This is a genomic window from Pseudomonas sp. S3(2024), assembly GCF_036861315.1.
In the GTDB taxonomy this organism is placed as follows: Bacteria; Pseudomonadota; Gammaproteobacteria; order Pseudomonadales; family Pseudomonadaceae; genus Aquipseudomonas; species Aquipseudomonas putida_A.
Genome location: NZ_JAZAQQ010000003.1, coordinates 246,047 through 265,316, shown reverse-complemented (window position 1 = coordinate 265,316; position 19,270 = coordinate 246,047). Strand labels below are relative to the sequence as shown.

General features: G+C 61.3%; 16 protein-coding genes and 1 pseudogene. 8 read left to right on the top strand and 9 right to left on the bottom strand.

Translation table 11 applies throughout. The features are described from left to right. Positions 1-10 precede the first annotated feature (10 nt). Entirely contained in the window at positions 11-1,429 is a 1,419-nt protein-coding gene (locus VLA07_RS10365) for an aminotransferase-like domain-containing protein (protein WP_333989194.1), read from the top strand. Here the strand turns inward: VLA07_RS10365 and VLA07_RS10360 are convergent, their stop codons facing one another. From VLA07_RS10360 to VLA07_RS10345, 4 genes are all read right to left on the bottom strand, one after another. Continuing rightward, positions 1,430-1,960, bottom strand: a complete 531-nt coding sequence (locus VLA07_RS10360) for a hypothetical protein (RefSeq protein ID WP_096796092.1) — start codon at positions 1,958-1,960, stop codon at positions 1,430-1,432. It lies immediately after the preceding gene. After that, the gene (locus VLA07_RS10355; protein WP_333989193.1) at positions 1,957-4,386 is read right to left on the bottom strand and encodes a fimbria/pilus outer membrane usher protein; all 2,430 of its coding nucleotides are present in this window, start codon (positions 4,384-4,386) and stop codon (positions 1,957-1,959) included. The genes VLA07_RS10360 and VLA07_RS10355 overlap by 4 nt, the downstream gene beginning before the upstream one ends. Continuing rightward, on the bottom strand, positions 4,386-5,099 hold the full coding sequence (locus VLA07_RS10350; protein WP_103368151.1) for a fimbria/pilus chaperone family protein: 714 nt from the start codon (positions 5,097-5,099) through the stop codon (positions 4,386-4,388). Before VLA07_RS10350 ends, VLA07_RS10355 begins: the two co-directional genes overlap by 1 nt. 87 nt (positions 5,100-5,186) lie before the next feature. Continuing rightward, positions 5,187-5,837 carry a DUF1120 domain-containing protein gene (locus tag VLA07_RS10345; protein WP_097089501.1) on the bottom strand — a complete coding sequence of 217 codons (651 nt, stop codon included), beginning with the start codon at positions 5,835-5,837 and terminating at the stop codon, positions 5,187-5,189. Between the two features lie 312 nt (positions 5,838-6,149). Here VLA07_RS10345 and VLA07_RS10340 point away from each other — a divergent pair, with 312 nt between their 5' ends. Continuing rightward, complete coding sequence (locus VLA07_RS10340) at positions 6,150-7,700, top strand: phospholipase D family protein (RefSeq protein ID WP_442969540.1); 1,551 nt, start codon at positions 6,150-6,152, stop codon at positions 7,698-7,700. Positions 7,701-7,839: 139 nt separating this feature from the next. Here VLA07_RS10340 and VLA07_RS10335 read toward each other — a convergent pair whose 3' ends face one another. Both VLA07_RS10335 and VLA07_RS10330 read right to left on the bottom strand, forming a co-directional pair. Then, positions 7,840-8,985, bottom strand: a complete 1,146-nt coding sequence (locus tag VLA07_RS10335) for an MFS transporter (RefSeq protein WP_333989191.1) — start codon at positions 8,983-8,985, stop codon at positions 7,840-7,842. 243 nt (positions 8,986-9,228) lie between these two features. Next, positions 9,229-10,722 (bottom strand): aldehyde dehydrogenase, encoded by a 1,494-nt coding sequence (locus VLA07_RS10330; protein WP_047596781.1) that lies wholly within the window; start codon positions 10,720-10,722, stop codon positions 9,229-9,231. Between the two features lie 234 nt (positions 10,723-10,956). Between VLA07_RS10330 and VLA07_RS10325 the strand changes: the two genes are divergently transcribed. Beyond that, positions 10,957-11,319, top strand: coding sequence for a cupin domain-containing protein (locus VLA07_RS10325; protein WP_097089496.1), 363 nt, complete (start codon positions 10,957-10,959; stop codon positions 11,317-11,319). A 179-nt stretch (positions 11,320-11,498) separates the two neighbouring features. On the opposite strand, the gene rpmG is transcribed toward VLA07_RS10325, so the two are convergent. Further along, positions 11,499-11,654, bottom strand: a complete 156-nt coding sequence (gene rpmG, locus VLA07_RS10320) for a 50S ribosomal protein L33 (protein WP_003177274.1) — start codon at positions 11,652-11,654, stop codon at positions 11,499-11,501. 11 nt (positions 11,655-11,665) lie between these two features. Then, a complete protein-coding gene (gene rpmB, locus VLA07_RS10315; protein ID WP_003229474.1) occupies positions 11,666-11,899 on the bottom strand; it encodes a 50S ribosomal protein L28 in 234 nt (77 codons plus the stop codon). 445 nt (positions 11,900-12,344) lie between these two features. Here rpmB and VLA07_RS10310 point away from each other — a divergent pair, with 445 nt between their 5' ends. Further along, the gene (locus VLA07_RS10310; protein WP_333989190.1) at positions 12,345-13,931 is read left to right on the top strand and encodes an ABC transporter substrate-binding protein; all 1,587 of its coding nucleotides are present in this window, start codon (positions 12,345-12,347) and stop codon (positions 13,929-13,931) included. A gap of 134 nt (positions 13,932-14,065) precedes the next feature. Here the strand turns inward: VLA07_RS10310 and radC are convergent, their stop codons facing one another. Further along, positions 14,066-14,740: a RadC family protein gene (gene radC / locus VLA07_RS10305; protein ID WP_098966267.1), complete on the bottom strand. Its 675-nt coding sequence runs from the start codon at positions 14,738-14,740 to the stop codon at positions 14,066-14,068. A 136-nt stretch (positions 14,741-14,876) separates the two neighbouring features. On the opposite strand from radC, the gene coaBC reads away from it, so the two are divergent. From coaBC to argB, 4 genes and pseudogenes are all read left to right on the top strand, one after another. After that, positions 14,877-16,085, top strand: coding sequence for a bifunctional phosphopantothenoylcysteine decarboxylase/phosphopantothenate--cysteine ligase CoaBC (gene coaBC / locus VLA07_RS10300; RefSeq protein WP_103369705.1), 1,209 nt, complete (start codon positions 14,877-14,879; stop codon positions 16,083-16,085). 5 nt (positions 16,086-16,090) lie between these two features. Continuing rightward, positions 16,091-16,546, top strand: coding sequence for a dUTP diphosphatase (gene dut, locus VLA07_RS10295; RefSeq protein WP_047596787.1), 456 nt, complete (start codon positions 16,091-16,093; stop codon positions 16,544-16,546). A gap of 321 nt (positions 16,547-16,867) precedes the next feature. After that, a pseudogene (locus tag VLA07_RS10290) lies at positions 16,868-18,244 on the top strand (phosphomannomutase/phosphoglucomutase); the annotation flags it as partial. A 17-nt stretch (positions 18,245-18,261) separates the two neighbouring features. After that, positions 18,262-19,167 carry an acetylglutamate kinase gene (argB, locus tag VLA07_RS10285; protein WP_003229488.1) on the top strand — a complete coding sequence of 302 codons (906 nt, stop codon included), beginning with the start codon at positions 18,262-18,264 and terminating at the stop codon, positions 19,165-19,167. The last annotated feature ends 103 nt before the right edge of the window (positions 19,168-19,270 follow it).

The following is a 19,270-nucleotide window of genomic DNA, read 5'->3' as shown; positions in this document are numbered from 1 at the left end:
AGGCAGTGCCATGACCCTGTATGTGAACCTCGCCGAACTGCTCGGCACCCGCATCGAACAAGGCTTCTACCGTCCTGGCGATCGCCTGCCTTCGGTGCGCGCCTTGAGCGTAGAACACGGGGTCAGCCTGAGCACGGTGCAACAGGCCTATCGCATGCTCGAAGACAGCGGTCTGGCGACACCGAAACCCAAGTCTGGCTACTTCGTGCCGGTGGGCCGCGAGCTGCCGGAGCTGCCCGCAGTCGGGCGTCCGGCGCAGCGACCGGTGGAGATTTCACAATGGGATCAGGTGCTGGAGCTGATTCGCGCGGTGCCGCGCAAGGACGTGGTGCAACTGGGTCGCGGCATGCCCGACGTGACCACGCCCACCCTGAAACCGCTGCTGCGCGGACTGGCGCGGATCAGCCGCCGCCAGGACATGCCCGGTCTGTATTACGACAACATCCACGGCACCCTCGAACTGCGCGAACAGATCGCCCGGCTGATGCTCGATTCCGGCTGTCAGTTGAGCGCCAGCGACCTGGTGATCACCACCGGTTGCCACGAAGCGCTGTCCACCAGCATCCACGCCATTTGCGAGCCGGGCGATATCGTCGCGGTGGATTCGCCAAGTTTTCACGGTGCCATGCAAACCCTCAAAGGGCTGGGCATGAAAGCTCTGGAGATCCCCACCGATCCGCTGACCGGCATCAGCCTCGAAGCGCTGGAACTGGCGCTGGAGCAGTGGCCGATCAAGGTCATCCAGATCACCCCCAACTGCAACAACCCGCTGGGCTACATCATGCCGGAGTCGCGCAAGCGCGCCCTGCTCAACCTGGCACAGCGTTTCGACGTGGCGATCATCGAGGACGATGTGTATGGCGAGCTGGCCTACACCTACCCGCGTCCGCGCACGGTCAAATCCTTCGACGAAGATGGTCGAGTGCTGCTGTGCAGCTCGTTTTCCAAGACCCTGGCGCCGGGGCTGCGCATCGGCTGGGTCGCGCCGGGCCGTTATCTGGAACGGGTGCTGCACATGAAATACATCAGCACCGGTTCCACCGCACCGCAGCCGCAGATCGCCATCGCCGAATTTCTCAAGGGCGGCCATTTCGAACCGCACTTGCGGCGGATGCGCAGCCAATACCAACGCAATCGTGACGCGATGATCGACTGGGTTACCCGCTACTTCCCGGTCGGGACCCGCGCCAGTCGTCCACAGGGCAGCTTCATGTTGTGGGTCGAATTGCCGGAGGGTTTCGATACGCTGAAACTCAATCGCGCGCTGCACGATCAGGGCGTACAGATTGCCGTCGGCAGCATCTTTTCCGCCTCGGGCAAGTACCGCAATTGTCTGCGGATGAACTACGCGGCGAAACCGACACCACAGATCGAAGAGGCGGTTCGCAAGGTTGGCGCGGCGGCGATCAAACTGCTGGCCGAAGCCTGATCATTCCAGCTGAAACGTACCGAATCCCTCAAATCGCTGAAGGTCGGCGACACGACTTGAGGCATCACTGACGCGCGCTTCGATTTCCAGCTCCACCTCCAGATGGCGTCCGGCGGCGATACTGCCTGCGCGCCATGCGGTGATGCGATCGCCAGGCTGCAACAGGCCCGCCTCGCCATCATCGCGCTGCCATTGCACCGGCGCGCCATCCAGACGCGCCGCCACAATGCGTATCTGCAACCGTCCCGGTGCCCAGCGGTAATGCAGCGCATCGCTGCTCGGAGCAGCAAAGTTCCACCTGATGGCGCGCGCAGCCGGACATTGAATCCGTAGATGAACCGTGCGCACACCAAAACTGCCGTCATTGCCCAATGGCCGGGCGAGCAGCTCCGCCCGCGTCGAAACGCCGTAGTCCACAGTGCTCGGTGAGAGCGTCATCTGGCAGGCCTCGCTGGCCATGACCGAGGTCGATGCCAACGATGCCAGCGTGATCAGGACAATCCATCGATGCATGCGCAATAACTCGGTCATGTAAGGTTCAAAGGCTGACAGAGCGCGTCGACGGGCTCGATCAATGCTTGCTCGTCCGGCGCTTCAGCCAGATTGAATTGCAGGTCGCAGTGCGCGCTATCCGACAGTTGCACCCGCAGCGACTGACCGGGTTTGATGTCCGGTAGAAAGATCGCCCCAGCCTCAAGCACCGTGGTCACGTATTCGCCTTGCCCGTTGTGTACGGCGAGTCCACTGGGCAGCCATTGCCGGTCAAGCGTCCTGGCCTTCAACAGCACACGCCGCACGCGGGTGATGGAAAAATCCATATGCTGAACCGAGCCACGCCCGGCCTCGACCTCCTGATAACCGTCGAGCACCTCGACGTTGCGCGGCAAACTCAACGGATCGACTTCCAGCCGGGCTGTGGAATAGGCCGGCAAACTGGCCACCACCGCCCGGCCCAATCCATCCGTCCACACCGGGCCTTGCGGCGTGTACAGCTTCAGACCCGCACGGTCGCCAGCCTTGAGCACGGCAAAGGTCTCGCGCAGTGGATACGGCGACAGCGTGACACCGTAGCGATGCAGCGCCATGCCGCCGCGCAGCCCCAGGTCGAATTCGCTTGCCCCGGCTCGCTGGTTCAGGCCCAGATCCAGACTGGTGTAATGCGCCAGTGCGTTGACCCGCAAACCCAGCGATGGCGCCGCGGCTTCACGCTGTTCGGCACTGGCGCTATAGGCCAGGGTTTCACTGAGCACTTCGCTCATCGACACGCCACGGCGCATCCCGGATCGCGGATCGCTGCGCAGGTAGCTGCGAGCCCTGCGGTGATCGCCCAATGGCATCCCGGCCGTCAGATAGACCGAGGTGCCCCGCTGCCTCGCGTCGGCATCGCCGATCCCCCGCTCCAGACTCAACGACAGGCTGATGCGCGCGGGCAGTGTCTGCGACCAGGACAATCCCAGGCGCATGTCGGGTGGCTCGTCCTCGCTGGTGTAGCGCGACCAGGTCATGCCGAATGCCCCCCAGCGCTCGACAGTACCGTTGAGCGAAAATGTCCAGTGATCGCGCCCGGGGGCGTCGGCCCGTCCCTGCTGCTGGCTCCAGCCGGTGTCCGACAGGCTGCGAAAGCCCTTGCCACGGTGCACCGCAACCACACTGGTGGACAGATTCGGCGACAACACGGCACTGACGGTCATTTGCACCTCATGACCTGCAATGCCTGTGTCTCGATCGCTGGACAACACCTGGCGCACACCGGTGCTCAGATTGCCCGGCCATTGACGCTGCAGCCCCCAGCCTGCCGACAGATAATCCGCCCCACCGAGGAACCCGCCGCTCACGCGCAACGCTCGTGACAGACTCCACTCCCGGCCAAGGGTGGCAAACGACGGCGCCTGACGATCATCCGAACCCTGGCGTCGCACCGTGCCAAGCGCCAGATTGAAGCCGTCGGCGCGATCGGATTGTGGATCCTGCAGGCTGGCTGCCGGGACGCGAAAACGCCGCACTTGCCCTTCCTGCTCGTGCACGCTGACTTCGAGGTCGAGCTGGTTGCTCAACAACGGCAGCGCGCGCAAGGTGAAGGGGCCGCCGGGAACCAGCGTGGTGTAGATCAGCACGCCGTTCTGCCGGACTTCGATTCGTGATGGCGACCAGGCAATGCCCTCGACCTCGCCACGTGCGCCCTCCTGTGCTGCGCGCATTTGCGCGAACGCACCTTCCGGCAGAACCTGCACTCCGTTGAACGATTCGCCGGCGAACAATGGCGACTGCAGGTTCAACTGGCCGATCTGCACGTTGGCTTCGTAGTCTTCCAGGGTGCGCGTGCCGTAGGCATACAGATGCTCGAAGCGAGTGCTATCGGGCAATTGCGTATAGGACTGGCGACTGCGCAAGACCCAGTTGCCGGCATTCAGGCCGAACTCCGAACCCAGTCTGCGAAAGTCACTACGTTGCCCCTCGTGCTGGCTGCCCATGACCAATACGTCGTAATTGAACACGCCCCCCACTCCGCCATTGGCGAAGCTGCGTGGCTGGAATTGCGGCAACGCCAACAGATCCGTCGGCAGCAGCAGGTCGATCTGTTCCTTGCCGGGATGCAATGCAACGGTTGCCGCTGGCAGACCTTCACCCAGCGTCAGGCACTGCTGCCGTTCCGCGCGGGTCAAAGCCGCTTGCGAGCGCACGCCAGCAGCCTTGAGCAAGGCCGGTTGCAGGCACGGCTCGCCCTGTTCATTGAATGCCACGAACACCCGCCCCCGTGGCTGTCCATTGACCTCAAGTGCGACCAGCCATGTGCCTTGGGAGAAACGCGGTGCCTGGCGAAAGTACTCAGCCAATGCGGGGTCGAGCCCGCGCTCGCGAAGCACCTGCGCATCGAATTCCACCCCTTCACTGGCCATCGTCATGCCGATCGCATTCGCCATCAGCAGTGCCAGTCCCTGACGGGCACACGCGCGCATCAGTGCGTAACCGGGGCATCAAAGTGATCGACCGCAAAGCCATAGGTGGTCGCCGGAAAGATCCGCACTGCCATGGTTCGCACTGTCACGTTCAACGGCAAGCCGACAGACAGGCGCTCCCCTGGCAGGATCCAGGTACGCGGCAGATCCACCGCCTGCGTGCCCGGCAGCGGAACAATCGCTTTGGCCAGGCGCACCACGTAAGGACTGGGATTACTGACCAGCAAACCTTCAGCCGTGGCTGACCAGCTCAGGCGTTTCCATGGCTCGCGCTCCACTGGCAGACCGGCAGGGCGCAGGATCACCGGCAGGTTTTGCCGAACCCCCAGATTGACCCGGGCACCGTCGACACCCGCCACAGGATTGATCCCCTCAAAAATCACCCGTTTCAGACGCTCGGTCTGCAATGGTTCGGCGCTCTGCAACATGAACCGTACCTGCTGCACCGCACCAGGCTCGACACGGGCAATCGGCGGACTGAACAGCAACAGCTGTTGATCGTGCGGCTCGATATTTTCGACCGTGGTGTGCAGCAGGGCCGGACGCGTTTCGGTGTTTCGCACATTCATCGTCGCTTCACCGACACCCTCATCCACCACCAGCACAGGGGTTTGCGGCACCATTCCGGCAGCGTGAACCCCGGGCATCAAAATCAAGACGAGCAGGCACAGTGGCAACGCCCGCAAGCCTGGGCGGCACATTGAAATCGGCATCGGTATTGCTCCGCAGGGGGCAGCGCACCCGGCAAAGGGCGCGCTGAATGAACCTGAAAGAACCCGGTAATGGCCGGGTTCTGACGATCAGAGGTAGAACATCTCGAAGGTCACCGAGCCATCGAGCGGGATCTCGCTGGTGATCGGCAGCGCGTTGCTCGGGCCGATGATCGGCAACAGGCTCATCGGAAACCCGTGGTGACGGGCCGCGACCGGGCCAGCTGCCACGCCGGAACCCCATGAGTAGAGCGCCGGGGCATTGCCCACCAGCGGCGAAGCAGGCAGTTGCCACGCCGGTGCTGCCAGAGTGCGTGTCATCAGAGTCTGCGGCGCACCGTCGGCTTCCGGACGACCGTGACGCAGCGCAAATCCGCCGATACGGATGCCGTTGATTTCACCCAGGCCGTAGAACAAAGCCGGATCGTTATTACCGGCACCATCGTTGATGCCCGGCAATTTGGTGGCTGTACGATTGTCTCTGACCGACACCTCGACCGATGCCTCTGCATCACAGTTGATGTGCAGCGAAATGTCGTGGGTCGGCAGCAGCGTCTGCGTGGTCTTGTTCAGGGTAGCTGCGGATATCTTGCGCAAATCTACCGTGCCGCCACCGGCAAATGCGGGGATGCACGACGTCGGAATAATGGTTCCGACCACACTCAGGTCTACGCTCTCGGCGACCACCAGGGTGGGTAATACTGCAGCCGCGACGGCTACCATCCATGTTGTTTTTTTCATCAGTCCCTACTTCATCGGTTATTGATCAATGGCAGTTGTTGAGCGCATTGCCTTCACAAGACGCTGAACACCGGGGCGATGATTTCGTTTTTTGCAGGAATCGTATGTAGGAATAGGCACCGACCAAGAGCTGAAAAAACAACAAAACAAATAGTCCAAAACCACAGGCGAACTCATTCCTACTTTTGAACGACTAATTGTTTACACAGTGTGGCGAGGATCCGCCGGAAACGGTCTTGGAAATCCTCTGCGTGCCATACTCCGTCACCCCCTGCCTCCAGCCGAGAAACCAACGTGCAACCCGGAAAAAAATTGCTCGCTGTCTGTGTGTTGTGTTCGTTGGCCAGTGGTTGCGCCACCCTCGATGCGCCGCGCGAACCCAGCCAGGCGTTGCCGGCCGCGGGCTCCGCATTCGGTCGCTCGATTCAGACCCAGGCAGCGCCCTGGCAGGGCCGTTCCGGCTTCCGCTTGCTGTCCAACAGCACAGAAGCCTTCACCGCCCGCGCCGAGCTGATTCGCAATGCGCAAACCAGCCTCGACTTGCAGTACTACATCGTCCATGACGGCGTCAGCACGCGGATGCTGGTGGAGGAACTGCTCAAGGCCGCCGACCGCGGCGTGCGCGTGCGCATCCTGCTCGACGACACCACCAGCGACGGCCTCGACACGATCATCGCCACGCTGGCGGCGCATCCACAGATCCAGATCCGCCTGTTCAATCCGCTGCACCTGGGCCGCAGCACCGGCGTGACCCGCGCCGCCGGACGCCTGTTCAACCTGTCGCTGCAACACCGGCGCATGCACAACAAACTGTTCCTGGCGGACAACAGCGTGGCCATCGTTGGCGGGCGCAATCTGGGCGACGAGTATTTCGATGCCGAGCCAAACCTGAATTTCACCGACATCGACATGCTCAGCGTCGGCCCGGTGGCCGAGCAACTCGGGCACAGTTTCGACCAGTACTGGAACAGCGCGCTGAGCAAGCCGATCAACGAATTCCTCTCCAGCAAACCAAGCGCCAAAGACCTGCAGAACACCCGCACGCGTCTGGAAGAGTCGCTGGATGAAACCCGCAAACAGAACCACGCGCTGTATCAACAGTTGATGGCGTTCAAGACCGCGCCGCGCATGGATATCTGGCGCAAGGAACTGATCTGGGCCTGGAACCAGGCATTGTGGGACGCGCCGAGCAAGGTGCTGGCCAAGGATGAGCCGGACCCGCAACTGCTGCTGACCACGCAACTGGCGCCGGAACTGCGCGGCGTCAGCAAAGAGCTGATCATGATCTCAGCGTACTTCGTGCCCGGCCAGCCGGGGCTGGTGTACCTGACCGGGCGCGCCGACGCCGGGGTCTCGGTGAGCCTGCTGACCAACTCGCTGGAAGCCACCGATGTGCCAGCGGTGCACGGCGGTTATGCGCCGTATCGCAAGGCGTTGCTGGAACACGGGGTGAAACTGTATGAGCTGCGCCGTCAGCCTGGGGATAACTATGGCAGCGGCCCACATCTGTTCTACAGCAAATCTTTCCGTGGTTCGGATTCCAGCCTGCACAGCAAGGCGATGATTTTCGATCGGCAGAAAGCATTCATCGGCTCGTTCAACTTCGATCCGCGTTCAGTGCTGTGGAACACCGAAGTCGGTGTGCTGGTGGACAGCCCGGAACTGGCCAAACACGTGCGCGAACTGGCGCTGCAAGGCATGGCGCCGGCTCTGAGCTATCAGGCGAAATTGCAGGATGGGAAGATTGTCTGGGTGACCGAGGACAATGGTCAGATGCACACGCTGACCCAGGAACCAGGCAGCTGGTGGCGGCGCTTCAATGCGTGGTTCAGCACCACTGTCGGCCTGGAGCGGATGCTGTAGTCGAATTGAAAACTCATTTGTGGCGAGGGAGCTTGCTCCCGCCTGAGTGCGCAGCGCTCACGAAGTCTTTGGGGCCGCTGCGCAGCCCAGCGGGAGCAAGCTCCCTCACCACAAGAATTCTTTCGCTTTAAGAGCTGACTTAAGCAGGCTCGGCCACTGTGCCGAATGCCCCCTGACGCATCAGTAGAATCACCAATCCAAACGCCCCCGCCGCCATCAACAACGGCAACGCATGCCCGCTGATCCACTGACTGCCCGCACCCGCCAGCAACGGCCCGATCAGACAGCCGACACCCCACAGCTGCGCAATGTGCGCATTGGCCCGCACCAGCGCATCGTCGCGATAACGCTCGCCGATCAGAATCAGTGACAAGGTGAACAGGCCACCGGCACTGGCGCCGAACAACACCCACAACGGCCAGATCAGCAGCGTGTCGATCAACAGCGGAATCGCCAGGCTCGACAGCATCAGGATCACTGCGCAACCGGCGAACAACGTGCGCCGCGACAGGTAATCCGCCAGCGCGCCGATCGGCAGTTGCAACAGCGCATCGCCGACCACCACCGTGCTGACCATCGCCAACGCAATCTCGGCGGTGAAGCCCTGTTGCAGGCAATACACCGGCAACAGCGTGAGGATCATCGCTTCGAACGCGGCGAACAGTGACACCGCCCAGGCAATCGCCGGCAGCTCCCGGGCAAACCCCCACAGATCGCTGAACGTAACGCTGCTGGATTCACTGCTCGGCGCACCACTGCGACCCATCAACAGCAATGGCGAGACTGTCAGCAGCCCGACACCGACCCAGAACCCGTAATCATGCTCAGTGCCCAGCGCCCCCAGAAGCAATGGACCAGACAGTTGGCTCAATGCATAACTGCTGCCATACAGAGCGACCAGCCGCCCGCGCCAGTGTTCGACGACCAGTTGATTGATCCAGCTCTCGCCGAGGATGAATACGATGGTCAGGATCACCCCGATCATCAGGCGCAGCACCAGCCAGACCGGATAACTCGGCAACAGCGCGAGCAAGCCGATCGACAACGCCCCGGCCCACAGGCAAAGACGCATGAGGTTCGCGGTGCCGAAACGTGCCGCCAGATGACTGGAAATCTTCGCGCCCAGCAATACGCCAATCGCCGGCATCGCCGCCATCACGCCGATGGCGAAAGAGCCGTAACCCCAGCTCTCCAGACGCAACGACACCAGCGGCATGCTGACCCCCAGGGCCAGGCCGACACTCAAGACAGACGCCAACACGGCGAAATATGTCGCCCAACGCATGGTCCACGCTCCTGTGGATATTCTTATGTGCGCCACAAAATCACTGTGGGAGCAAACCCTGTGGAGAGGGGATTCATCCCCGACAGGTCGCGCAGCGACCTCAAAACCTGCATCATCAAATGCACTGGTTTTGCGACTGCTTCGCAGCCGATCGGGGATAAATCCCCTCACCACAGAGACTTGCTCCCACAGGGGATCTCCGTGAGTTCGAAAGCCTGAACGAATCAGGCTCCCGCTAACGGCTTACAGCTTGATCCACGTCGCCTTCAGCTCGGTGTATTTGTCGAACGCGTGCAGCGACTTGTCGCGACCGTTGCCCGACTGCTTGAAGCCGCCGAACGGTGCGGTCATGTCGCCGCCGTCGTACTGGTTGACCCACACGCTGCCGGCGCGCAACGCTTTTGCAGTCAGGTGCGCCTTGGAGATGTCCTGAGTCCATACCGCAGCGGCCAGGCCGTACGGCGTGTCGTTGGCGATCTGGATCGCTTCTTCAGCGGTATCGAAGGCGATGACCGACAGCACCGGGCCAAAGATCTCTTCCTGAGCGATCTTCATCGCGTTGCTCACGCCGTCGAAAATCGTCGGCTCGACGTAAGTGCCACCGGTTTCCTGAAGTATGCGCTTGCCGCCGGCCACCAGTTTGGCGCCGTCGGTGTGACCGGATTCGATGTACGACAGCACGGTGTTCATCTGCTGGGTATCGACCAGCGCACCGACATTGGTTGCCGGGTCCAGCGGATTGCCCGGCTTCCAGGCTTTCAGCGCCTCGATCACCATCGGCAGGAATTTGTCCTTGATCGAGCGTTCGACCAGCAGACGCGAACCGGCGGTGCAGACTTCGCCCTGGTTGAAGGCGATGGCACTGGCGGCGGATTCGGCAGCGGCTTGCAGATCCGGCGCATCGGCGAAGACGATGTTCGGGCTCTTGCCGCCAGCTTCCAGCCACACGCGCTTCATGTTCGATTCGCCGGAGTAGATCATCAGTTGCTTGGCGATCTTGGTCGAACCGGTGAACACCAGCGTGTCGACGTCATTGTGCAGCGCCAGCGCCTTGCCGACGGTGTGACCATAGCCCGGCAGCACGTTGAGCACGCCTTTCGGGATACCGGCCTCAACCGCCAGCGCAGCGATGCGGATGGCGGTCAGCGGGGATTTTTCCGACGGTTTGAGGATCACCGAGTTACCGGTCGACAGCGCCGGGCCGAGTTTCCAGCAAGCCATCATCAGCGGGAAGTTCCACGGCACGATGGCGCCGACAACGCCCACCGGCTCGCGGGTCACCAGACCCAGTTGATCGTGCGGCGTGGCGGCGACTTCGTCGTAGATCTTGTCGATCGCCTCACCGCTCCAGCTCAGCGCTTGCGCCGCGCCCGGCACGTCGATGTACAGCGAATCGCTGATCGGTTTGCCCATATCGAGGGTTTCGAGCAGCGCCAGCTCTTCAGCGTGCTGCTTGAGCAAGCTGGCGAAACGAATCATGGTGGCTTTGCGCTTGGTCGGCGCGAGGCGCGACCACACGCCAGAATTGAAGGTGGCGCGGGCGTTTTCCACGGCGCGCTGGGCGTCGGCGGCGTCACAGCTGGCGATCTTGCCCAGCAGACGGCCATCGACCGGGCTGATGCACTCGAAGGTCTCGCCGGAGACGGCGTCGGTGTATTCACCGTTGAGGTAGGCGCGGCCTTCGATCTTCAGGTCGCGAGCACGTTGTTCCCAATCGGCACGAGTCAGGGTGGTCATTCGAGTGTCCTCCTCTTGTTGAATAGAGCGCCGCGTTCTTCGCGGTCGTCTTCAGGAATGCTGCCCGGCCAGCCTGCTTTTCGGCCCAAGGCACCCGCCACCCTAAACCAGCGGCCGGGGTTGTTTCAATATATTTGACATAAGCGCGCCATACGCCCTTGCGGTGTTCATTTTAATAAACATAGACTTTGGCCCTTTCAAGCCACCGCGCCGTCATCACGGGAGAAAACAACAATGAACATCCAGAACGTCGTCGATATCAGCCTGACCAGCAGCGAAGCCGAACGCTATCGCCCGGACCCGGCCAAAGTGCTCAAGGGCGACCCAGAGCAAGCGGTGTTCAATCAGTACGACAGCCCTTGTGGGCAAATGGGTGTTGGCGTGTGGGAAGGTGCGGTCGGGCAGTGGACGGTGAACTACACCGAACATGAATACTGCGAAATCCTGCAAGGGGTTTCGGTGCTGCGTGACAGCGATGGCAATGCCAAGACCTTGCGTGTTGGCGACCGCTTTGTGATTCCGGCCGGTTTCCGTGGTACCTGGGAAGTGCTGGAGGCTTGCCGCAAGATCTATGTGATCTTTGAACAGAAGGCCTGAGTCTTTCGCTGATATTACCGGCCCCTTCGCGAGCAGGCTCGCTCCCACATTCGACCGCATTCCATTGTGGGAGCGAGCCTGCTCGCGAAAGCGTCGCAACAGTCAGCACAAAACTCAAGGCAACAAAAAAGGCCCGCATCTCACGATACGGGCCTTTTTCGTAAGTCGGGAAAAATCAATTACTTGATTTTGCCTTCCTTGTAGATCACGTGCTTGCGAACAACCGGATCATATTTCTTGATCTCGATTTTGTCCGGGGTAGTACGCTTGTTCTTGTCGGTAGTGTAGAAGTGACCAGTACCGGCGCTCGAGATCAAACGAATCAATTCACGCATGATTAGCTCCCTTAAATCTTGCCATCGCGGCGAAGTTCGGCGAGCACGACACTGATGCCACGCTTGTCGATGATGCGCATGCCTTTGGCAGATACGCGCAGACGCACAAAACGTTTCTCTTCTTCAACCCAGAAGCGGTGATGCTGCAGGTTCGGCAGGAAACGACGACGGGTTTTGTTGTTTGCGTGGGAAATGTTATTCCCGGTTACCGGACCCTTACCGGTAACTTGACATACTCTCGACATGCCTCAGCCCTCTAAAACCACATGCCCAACCCGGCATGGGTTGGCCGCTTAATCTCTCAGTCATTTGGCGCCAGGCGCCGCGTTTCTTTAGAGGTCTTACCGGCTACACCTACAGTGAAGGAACCGGGCCCCTAGAAAAGAGCGCTGCTTTATACCAGAAAGACCGGGGTGCAACAACAATGGATGTGCAATCGACCGGTAAAAAGGCGCATTTTCCGCCTGCAGACGCTTTGGATAAAGGCTGAGGCGAGTTTTGACCACTCGTCGCAGAAAACCGCTCTAATAGACGTTTTCGACTTTTCCTCGTGCACCGTGGTCTGAAAAACGTCACTGGGCTGCCCCAAAAATACAAAAAGGGGATAGTCATTTGCAATCCAGCCCTCTAGGGTAACCCTTTTCCAGACTGCACCTGCAGATGGCCTTCGATCTGTAAAGGAAGCCGACCATGCGCCTCGCTGCCCTACCCCTGTTGCTCGCCCCGCTTCTGCTGAGCCCCCTGGCCCAGGCTGCCGCCCTGAGCGTTTGCACCGAGGCCAGCCCTGAAGGGTTCGACGTGGTGCAATACAACTCGCTGACCACCACCAATGCCTCGGCCGATGTGCTGATGAATCGCCTGGTCGACTTCGACACCGCCAGCGGCAAAGTCGTGCCGAGCCTGGCCGACAGCTGGGAAGTCAGCACCGACGGCCTGACTTATGCGTTCAAGCTGCACCCGCAGGTGAAGTTTCACAGCACTGACTATTTCAAGCCGACCCGTACCCTGAGCGCCGAAGACGTCAAATTCAGCTTCGACCGCATGCTCGATCCAGCCAACCCATGGCACAAAGTGGCGCAAAGCGGCTTCCCGCACGCCCAGTCCATGCAGTTGCCGGCGCTGATCAAGAAGATCGACGCGCTTGACCCGCTGACCGTGCGCTTTACCCTCGACCACCCGGACTCGACGTTCCTCGCGACCCTGAGCATGGGCTTCGCCTCCATCTATTCCGCCGAATACGCCGACAAGCTGCTCAAGGCCGACGCCACCGACAAGCTCAACAGCCAGCCGATCGGCACCGGTCCGTTCGTGTTCACGCGCTTCCAGAAAGACGCCTCGGTGCGCTACAAGGCCAACCCGGACTATTTCGGCGGCAAGCCTGCGGTCGACCCGCTGATCTTCGCCATCACCCCGGACGCCAACGTGCGCCTGCAAAAGCTGCGGCGCAACGAGTGCCAGATCGCCCTGTCGCCAAAACCGCTGGACGTGAAGGCTGCGCAGGAAGAGCCGACCCTGAAAGTGGAAAAGACTGACGCCTTCATGACCGCTTTCGTCGGCATCAACAGCCAGCATCCACCGCTGGACAAGCCGGAAGTGCGCCAGGCGATCAACCTCGCCTTCGACAAGGCCAACTACGTCAAAGCCGTGTTCGAAGACACCGCAGAGCCGGCCAATGGCCCTTACCCGCCGAACACCTGGAGCTACGCGAAGAACCTGCCGGGCTATCCGCACGACGTGGCCAAAGCCAAGGCGTTGCTGGCCAAGGCCGGACTCAAGGACGGCTTCCAGACCACCATCTGGACGCGTCCGTCCGGCAGTCTGCTTAACCCGAATCCGAGTCTGGGCGCGCAGTTGCTGCAATCGGATCTGGCGGAAATCGGCATTCAGGCGGAAATCCGCGTGATCGAGTGGGGCGAACTGATCCGCCGCGCCAAGGCTGGCGAGCATGACCTGCTGTTCATGGGCTGGGCTGGCGACAACGGCGATCCGGACAACTTCCTCACGCCGCAGTTTTCCTGCGCGGCGGTCAAATCCGGCACCAACTTCGCCCGCTACTGCAATGCCGACCTGGACAAGCTGATCAGCGCCGGCAAGACCACCAGCGAACAAGGCGTACGCACCAAGCTGTACGAACAGGCGCAGGCGCAGATTCAGCAGCAGGCGCTGTGGCTGCCGCTGGCGCACCCGACCGCTTATGCGCTGACGCGCAAGGATGTGCAGGGTTACTCGGTGAGCCCGTTCGGGCGGCAGGACTACTCCAAGGTCAACCTGAAATAACCCGTCACAACACAATTCACCTGTGGGAGCGGGCTTGCTCGCGAAGGCATCGGATCAGCCAAACTCTTATTGACTGACACATCGCCTTCGCGAGCAAGCCCGCTCCCACAGGGGTTGGTGTTTGTTGTTGAAAGCTACATCCAGCCACACTCCGCCATCGACAGCGGCTCGCCGTCGCCGATGATGAAGTGATCCAGCACCCGCACATCAATCAGATCCAGAGCCTTCTGCAGACGCTTGGTCAGTTGCCGATCCGCCTGGCTCGGATCGCTGTTCCCCGACGGGTGGTTGTGGCAGAGAATCACCGCCGCCGCGTTGTTGGCCAATGAGCGTTTCACCACTTCCCGGGGATGCACGCTGGTGTTGTCGATCGAGCCGCGAAACAGCGCCTCGAACGTCAACACCTGATGCTTGGAATCGAGAAACAGGCAGCCAAACACCTCGTGTGGCTCGTGGCGCAGCATGGATTTCAGATAGTCCCGAACTGCCTGCGGATTCTCCAGCGCCGGTTTTTTACGCATGCGCTCGGCCAGGTGTCGCCGCCCCATTTCCAGCACCGCCTGCAACTGCGCGAATTTCGCAGGCCCCAATCCCAACTGTCCGCTGAACGCCGCAAGATCGGCCTCCAGCAACGCGCGCAGGCTGCCGAATTGCGTCAACAGGTGTCGCGCCAGATCCACCGCGCTTTTTCCCGTGACCCCGGTTCGAAGAAAAATCGCCAGCAACTCGGCGTCCGAAAGACTTCCCGAGCCCTGTTCAAGCAGCTTCTCCCGCGGCCGCTCCGCCGCCGGCCAATCGCGAATACTCATACACCTTCCTTGTCTGTGGGCACCGCTGTTCCGTAGCGGTCGCTGTGATATCGTAGCCCATCTTTTTTGCGGGCGAATTCACCCTGGGGAGGGGGTTTCGCCACGTATGTCACCCACGAAATGTAAAGGCAGACCTATGCAGCGGCTGTATCGGAAACGCATCGTTCTGGGCGTCGGCGGCGGCATTGCGGCCTACAAGAGCGCCGATCTGGTTCGTCGCCTGATCGACCAGGGCGCTGAAGTGCGCGTGGTCATGACCCATGGCGGCGCCGAGTTCATCACCCCGCTGACCATGCAGGCCCTGTCCGGGCACCCGGTTCACCTCGACTTGCTCGACCCGGCCGCCGAAGCGGCGATGGGCCACATCGAACTGGCCAAATGGGCCGATCTGGTGTTGATCGCCCCGGCCACCGCCGACCTGATCGCCCGTTTGGCCCAAGGCATCGCCAACGATCTGCTGACCACCCTGGTGCTGGCCACCGACGCCGTGGTGGCCGTCGCGCCAGCAATGAATCAGGCGATGTGGCGCGATCCGGCAACCCAAGCCAACCTGAAAATCCTTGAAAGCCGTGGCCTGAAGACTTTCGGCCCGGCCTCTGGCAGCCAGGCCTGCGGCGACGTCGGCATGGGCCGGATGATGGAAGCCACCGACCTGGCGCAGTGCGCGGCGGATTGCTTCCAGCGTCAGGCGCTGACCGGCAAGCACGTGGTGATCACCGCCGGCCCGACCCAGGAAAACATCGACCCGGTGCGCTACATCACCAACCACAGCTCCGGGAAAATGGGCTTTGCCCTCGCCGAAGCGGCGGTGGAAGCCGGCGCCCGTGTGACCCTGATCAGCGGCCCGGTGCACCTGCCGACGCCGGATCGCGTCACGCGCATCGATGTGGTCAGTGCCCGCGACATGCTCGCGGCCTGCGAATCCGCCATCCCGTGTGATGTGTTCATCGCCTCGGCAGCGGTGGCGGACTACCGTCCGGAAGTCGTTGCCCCGCAAAAACTCAAGAAAGACCCTACAAGCGGCGACGGCTTCGTCCTGCAAATGGTGCGTAACCCGGACATCCTCGCCACCATCGCGACCCGCCCCGACCGTCCGTTCAGTGTCGGCTTCGCCGCCGAGACCGAACATTTGCTCGACTACGCTGCACGCAAGCTGAAAGACAAGAATCTCGACCTGATCGTCGCCAACGACGTCGCCAACCCGAGCATCGGTTTCAACAGCGAAGAAAACGCCTGCAGCGTGATCGACCGTGAGCTTCACGCCACTGTTTTCGCCCAGACCAGCAAGAGCAAGATCGCTCGCCAACTGGTCACTTTTATCGCCGAACGTCTGAACCAGGTTTAATTTACATGCACGCTTTGCAAGCCAAGATCCTCGACCCACGCATCGGTACCGAATTCCCGCTGCCGCAATACGCCACCCCGGGCTCCGCCGGCCTCGACCTGCGCGCCATGCTGGAACAGGACATCGTGATCAAGCCGGGTGAAACCGTGCTGATCCCTACCGGTCTGTCGGTGTACATCGGCGACCCGAACCTCGCCGCGCTGATCCTGCCGCGCTCGGGCATGGGCCATAAGCACGGCATCGTGCTGGGCAACCTCGTCGGCCTGATCGACTCGGATTATCAGGGCCCGCTGATGGTGTCCTGCTGGAACCGTGGTCAGAACGACTTCACCATGACCGTCGGCGAGCGTCTGGCGCAGCTGGTGTTGGTGCCGGTGGTGCAGGCGCACTTCGAAATGGTTGAAGAGTTCGTCGAAACCGAACGCGGCGCGGGCGGATTTGGCCATACCGGCACTAAATGATCCACGGGTAATTTCTGTGGCGAGGGAGCTTGCTCCCGCTGGGCTGCGCAGCAGACCCGAAATCTTGTGGGCGCAGCGCCCCCAAGCGGGAGCAAGCTCCCTCGCCACAAAATTTGTGCAGCAGGTTTTAGCACCGAAAATCAAGGTTTTGCCGGCTGCAGGCCACGCCAGCCTAGGCGTCATGGCCCTTTCACACCACGAACTCTCTGTGGAAAACGCCGTCATAGCCTTCAGTTTGAGCCTGCCGCCGAGTGAATCGTCGGTCTGTCCCGCCACTTTCGAGATGGAGCATTTGTGCAGATGAGCACCCCCGCCAAGATCGCCCCGAAGCTACCCGACAGCATCTTCCGCGCCTATGACATTCGCGGCACTGTGCCGGAATTCCTCAATGCCGAAACCGCCTACTGGATCGGCCGCGCCATCGGCTCGCAGAGCCTGGCCCAAGGTGAACCGAATGTTTCCGTCGGTCGCGACGGCCGCCTGTCCGGCCCGGAACTGGTTGCAGAACTGATCCGCGGTATCGCCGAGAGCGGCTGCCACGTCAGCGACGTCGGCCTGGTGCCGACACCGGCGCTGTATTACGCGGCCAACGTGCTGGCCGGCAAGTCTGGGGTAATGCTCACCGGCAGCCACAACCCGTCGAACTACAACGGCTTCAAGATCGTGATCGCCGGCGACACCCTCGCCAACGAACAGATTCAGGTGCTGCACGAGCGCATCAAGACCAATGACCTGACCAGCGGTCAGGGCAGCGTGACCCAGGTCGAAATCCTCGACCGCTACACCACCGAAATCGTCCAGGACGTCAAACTGGCCCGACGTCTGAAAGTCGTGGTCGACTGCGGCAACGGCGCGGCCGGCGTGATTGCCCCGCAACTGATCGAAGCGCTGAACTGCGAAGTCATTCCGCTGTTCTGCGAAGTCGACGGCAACTTCCCCAACCATCACCCGGACCCGGGCAAACCCGAAAACCTCGTCGACCTGATCGCCAAGGTCAAGGAAACCAACGCCGACCTCGGCCTGGCCTTCGACGGTGACGGCGACCGTGTCGGCGTGGTGACCAACACCGGCAGCATCGTCTACCCGGACCGCCTGCTGATGCTGTTCGCCCGCGACGTGGTGGCGCGCAACCCGGACGCGGAAATCATCTTCGACGTCAAATGCACCCGCCGTCTGGTGCCGCTGATCAAGGAGTACGGTGGTCGTCCGCTAATGTGGAAGACTGGCCATTCGTTGATCAAAAAGAAAATGAAACAATCCGGTGCTCTATTGGCTGGTGAGATGAGCGGCCACATCTTCTTCAAGGAGCGCTGGTTCGGTTTCGACGACGGCATCTACAGCGCCGCACGGCTGCTGGAGATCCTCAGCAAGGAAAAATCCACCGCCGAAGAGCTGTTTGCGACCTTCCCGAACGATATTTCTACGCCGGAAATCAATATCCATGTGACCGAAGAGAGCAAATTCAGCATCATTGATGCACTGCACGACGCACAGTGGGGCGCAGGCGCCGACCTGACCACCATCGACGGCGTGCGAGTCGATTACGCCAAAGGCTGGGGCCTGGTGCGCGCCTCCAACACCACACCGGTGCTGGTGCTGCGCTTCGAGGCCGATGACGAGGCTGAATTGCAGCGCATCAAGGATGTGTTCCACGCCCAATTGAAACGCGTTGCACCTGATCTCCAACTACCGTTCTGATTCACCCGGAGCCCTGAATGACCCTCGAACGCGAAGCCGCCGCCCACACCGCCCAGGTTCTGTCCGAAGCGTTGCCTTACATCCGACGTTATGTCGGCAAGACCCTGGTGATCAAATACGGCGGCAACGCGATGGAAAGCGAGGAGCTGAAAACCGGCTTCGCCCGCGACATCGTCTTGATGAAAGCCGTAGGCATCAACCCGGTGGTGGTTCACGGCGGCGGCCCGCAGATCGGTGATCTGCTCAAGCGTCTGTCGATCGAAAGCCACTTCGTCGATGGCATGCGTGTCACCGACGCCGCGACCATGGACGTGGTGGAAATGGTCCTCGGCGGTCAGGTCAACAAAAGCATCGTCAACCTGATCAACCGTCACGGCGGCAGCGCCATCGGCCTGACCGGTAAAGACGCCGGGCTGATTCGGGCGAAGAAACTGACCGTCACCCGCCAGACCCCGGAGATGACCCAGCCGGAAATCATCGACATCGGTCAGGTGGGCGAAGTGGTCGGGATCAACACCGAGCTGCTGAACCTGCTGGTCAAAGGCAACTTCATCCCGGTGATCGCGCCGATCGGCGTCGGTGAGAACGGCGAGTCGTACAACATCAACGCCGACCTCGTGGCCGGTAAAGTCGCCGAGGCGCTGAAAGCCGAGAAGCTGATGCTGCTGACCAACATCGCCGGCCTGATGGACAAGTCTGGCACCGTGTTGACCGGCCTGAGCACTCAGCAGGTCGACGACCTGATCGCCGACGGCACCATCTACGGTGGCATGCTGCCGAAGATCCGCTGCGCACTGGAAGCGGTTCAGGGCGGTGTTGGCAGCTCGCTGATCATCGACGGTCGCGTACCGAACGCGATCCTGCTGGAAATCTTTACCGACACCGGTGTGGGCACGCTGATCAGCAATCGCAAGCGTCCGTAAGCCGTCGCGGAAACGAAAAGACCCTGCTCAGCCTGACTGAGCGGGGTCTTTTTTTGCCTGCGGCCTTCCATCTATTGTGGCGAGGGAGCTTGCTCCCGCTTGA

Bases quoted from the DNA above. Each gene is read 5' to 3' on its own strand.
- VLA07_RS10330 (WP_047596781.1), bottom strand. From the start codon at position 10,722: ATGACCACCCTGACTCGTGCCGATTGGGAACAACGTGCTCGCGACCTG.
- VLA07_RS10335 (WP_333989191.1), bottom strand. From the start codon at position 8,985: ATGCGTTGGGCGACATATTTCGCCGTGTTGGCGTCTGTCTTGAGTGTC.
- VLA07_RS10355 (WP_333989193.1), bottom strand. From the start codon at position 4,386: ATGCGCGCGTGTGCCCGTCAGGGACTGGCACTGCTGATGGCGAATGCG.
- VLA07_RS10360 (WP_096796092.1), bottom strand. From the start codon at position 1,960: ATGACCGAGTTATTGCGCATGCATCGATGGATTGTCCTGATCACGCTG.
- VLA07_RS10350 (WP_103368151.1), bottom strand. From the start codon at position 5,099: ATGCCGATTTCAATGTGCCGCCCAGGCTTGCGGGCGTTGCCACTGTGC.
- radC (WP_098966267.1), bottom strand. From the start codon at position 14,740: ATGAGTATTCGCGATTGGCCGGCGGCGGAGCGGCCGCGGGAGAAGCTG.
- VLA07_RS10310 (WP_333989190.1), top strand. From the start codon at position 12,345: ATGCGCCTCGCTGCCCTACCCCTGTTGCTCGCCCCGCTTCTGCTGAGC.
- VLA07_RS10325 (WP_097089496.1), top strand. From the start codon at position 10,957: ATGAACATCCAGAACGTCGTCGATATCAGCCTGACCAGCAGCGAAGCC.
- coaBC (WP_103369705.1), top strand. From the start codon at position 14,877: ATGCAGCGGCTGTATCGGAAACGCATCGTTCTGGGCGTCGGCGGCGGC.
- dut (WP_047596787.1), top strand. From the start codon at position 16,091: ATGCACGCTTTGCAAGCCAAGATCCTCGACCCACGCATCGGTACCGAA.
- VLA07_RS10365 (WP_333989194.1), top strand. From the start codon at position 11: ATGACCCTGTATGTGAACCTCGCCGAACTGCTCGGCACCCGCATCGAA.
- VLA07_RS10345 (WP_097089501.1), bottom strand. From the start codon at position 5,837: ATGAAAAAAACAACATGGATGGTAGCCGTCGCGGCTGCAGTATTACCC.
- rpmG (WP_003177274.1), bottom strand. From the start codon at position 11,654: ATGCGTGAATTGATTCGTTTGATCTCGAGCGCCGGTACTGGTCACTTC.
- rpmB (WP_003229474.1), bottom strand. From the start codon at position 11,899: ATGTCGAGAGTATGTCAAGTTACCGGTAAGGGTCCGGTAACCGGGAAT.
- argB (WP_003229488.1), top strand. From the start codon at position 18,262: ATGACCCTCGAACGCGAAGCCGCCGCCCACACCGCCCAGGTTCTGTCC.